Origin of the sequence: Streptomyces phytophilus (genome assembly GCF_013870535.1) — a bacterium.
Taxonomy (GTDB): domain Bacteria; phylum Actinomycetota; class Actinomycetes; order Streptomycetales; family Streptomycetaceae; genus Streptomyces; species Streptomyces phytophilus.
This window is the reverse complement of sequence record NZ_JACBXC010001214.1, coordinates 1-1,792: the sequence shown is the minus strand read 5'-3', so window position 1 is coordinate 1,792 and position 1,792 is coordinate 1. Positions and strand designations below refer to the sequence as shown.

At 75.3% G+C, this 1,792-nt stretch carries 1 protein-coding gene and 1 pseudogene; both read right to left on the bottom strand.

The annotated features are described in order from the left end of the window. Positions 1-414 (bottom strand): annotated as a pseudogene (locus H5J30_RS30890) (MFS transporter); the annotation flags it as partial. Between the two features lie 70 nt (positions 415-484). After that, positions 485-1,246, bottom strand: a complete 762-nt coding sequence (locus H5J30_RS30885) for a nucleotidyltransferase domain-containing protein (RefSeq protein WP_181790793.1) — start codon at positions 1,244-1,246, stop codon at positions 485-487. Positions 1,247-1,792 lie beyond the last annotated feature (546 nt).

Genomic DNA, 1,792 nt, shown 5'->3' with positions numbered 1-1,792 from the left:
CACCAGCGCCTCACGGCCCACCACGGCGGGCAGGCAGCTGTGCGAGGCGACGTCGAAGAAGACCGTGGCGCAGCCCGTCAGCAGCACGGCCGCGTACAGGTGCGGCAGCGTGAGCGCGCCGAACCACCAGGCCAGCGGCACGGCGGTGAGCAGCACCACCCGCGCCAGGGCGGCGGACACCAGCACCGGGACGCAGCCGAGCCGGTCGACCCACACCCCGGAGGGCAGGCCGATCAGCAGGTACGCCGAGGTGCCGAGGGCGGCCAGCAGGCCGATCTGACCGGGGCTCGCGCCGAGACCGAGCGCCACCAGCGGGAGGGCCAAGTGGCCGACCTGGATGCCGATCTGGTCGGCGGCGGTGGCGGCGTACAGCCGTCGGAAGGCGGGCACGCGCCAGGGGGATGCGGATGCCATAGGGGGGAGCTTGCACTGCCGCACGGGCGTGGCGAAACCGGAGCGCGTTCGTCCCGCCCCGGCGGCCCCGCTACCGGTATGCTCCGCCCTTCGCGCCCGGCGGCGGGGGCCCGGCGGCGGGCGCGGCGAGCAGCGGCAGGACGTCCGCCACCAGCTCCAACTGCAGCCGCAGCGCGTCCCGCGGGGCGGCGCGCAGCACGGCGCGCATCAAGTCGGTGGCGCCGGTGGGGGCCTTGAGGTCGTCCAGGTGGCGCTGGCACGTGCCGAGGTCGAGGGAGGGGTTGGGCAGGTCGTTGGCCGCCCACAGGGTGCGGATCAGCTCGTTGGTCATGACGGCCGCCGCCCACCCCGTCTCCACGGGGTCGCCGCGCTGGCGCACGGCCTGCATCTTGGGTACGACGTGCGCCCAGAGCTCGGCGTAGTGAGCCCTGACGGGTGCGGGGGTGCGGTAGCCGGCGTGGATGGTCGCGGCGTCGGCCATGAGCCGGGCCACGACACCGTCGGGGTCGTGCAGGGGGACGCCGTCGAGGAAGGCGTAGCCCCAGGACTCGTCGCCGACCCGGTGCGGGGCGAAGCACGAGCGCCACTGCTCGGCGGTGCGGGGCAGCAGGTCGACGGGCAGCGGGCGGCGCCGCGTGCGCCAGGGGGCCTGGCGCACGGGGTCGAGGGCGGTGACCACCAGCACGTCGAGGTCGGAGTCGGGGCGGGCGGTGCCGCGGGCGAGCGATCCGGACAGCAGAACGCCGCGGACGTCGGGGTCCGCGCGCAGTTCGGTCAGCACCACCTCCAGCACCGTGCGGTGCAGGGAAGTGGGAAAGGCAGCGGTGGTCATCTCGCTCCCGGGTCCGGCCCAGGCGGGAGCGTAGCAGCCCCTGCACCGAGCGTGCGCGGCCGGGGGCGGAAACCCGTGTGCACGGGTGGGGAGCGGGCGGTTAGGGTGGGTGCGGAAGTGCATCCGGGAACAAGGAGACGCCGTGGCAGGCTGCTGCTTCGCGGGCGCCGGCGGGCTGACCCGTCTGTGCACCGGTGGCCACGCAGGTCTGCGGCGCGGGTTCTTCGCCCTCATGCCGTATCGCCCCCGCGTGGTCCCGGCGCCCTGACCGGCAGCCCGGGACGGCACTCCCGCTGAGCGACTCCGTCGCAGCCCCCGCGATCCGCGCGCTTTGAGCGCGCCCGCCGGGCTTTTCCCGTCACGCACGCGTGCCCCGCCGTGGGCCGACGTCGCGCTGTCCGGCCAGGGCCATCCGCCAGTCCAGGAACGCACTTCTTCCCGGAAGGACGGCAGGCTGTGGCCCGCTCTCACCGACGCATGTCCGCGCGCGCGGACTCCGAAAAGAACCGTCGCCCCGACGCCCGCACCACCACGGGCGGCAACGCC

Excerpts from the sequence above, each read along its gene's own strand:
- H5J30_RS30885 (WP_181790793.1), bottom strand. The coding sequence starts at position 1,246 with ATGACCACCGCTGCCTTTCCCACTTCCCTGCACCGCACGGTGCTGGAG.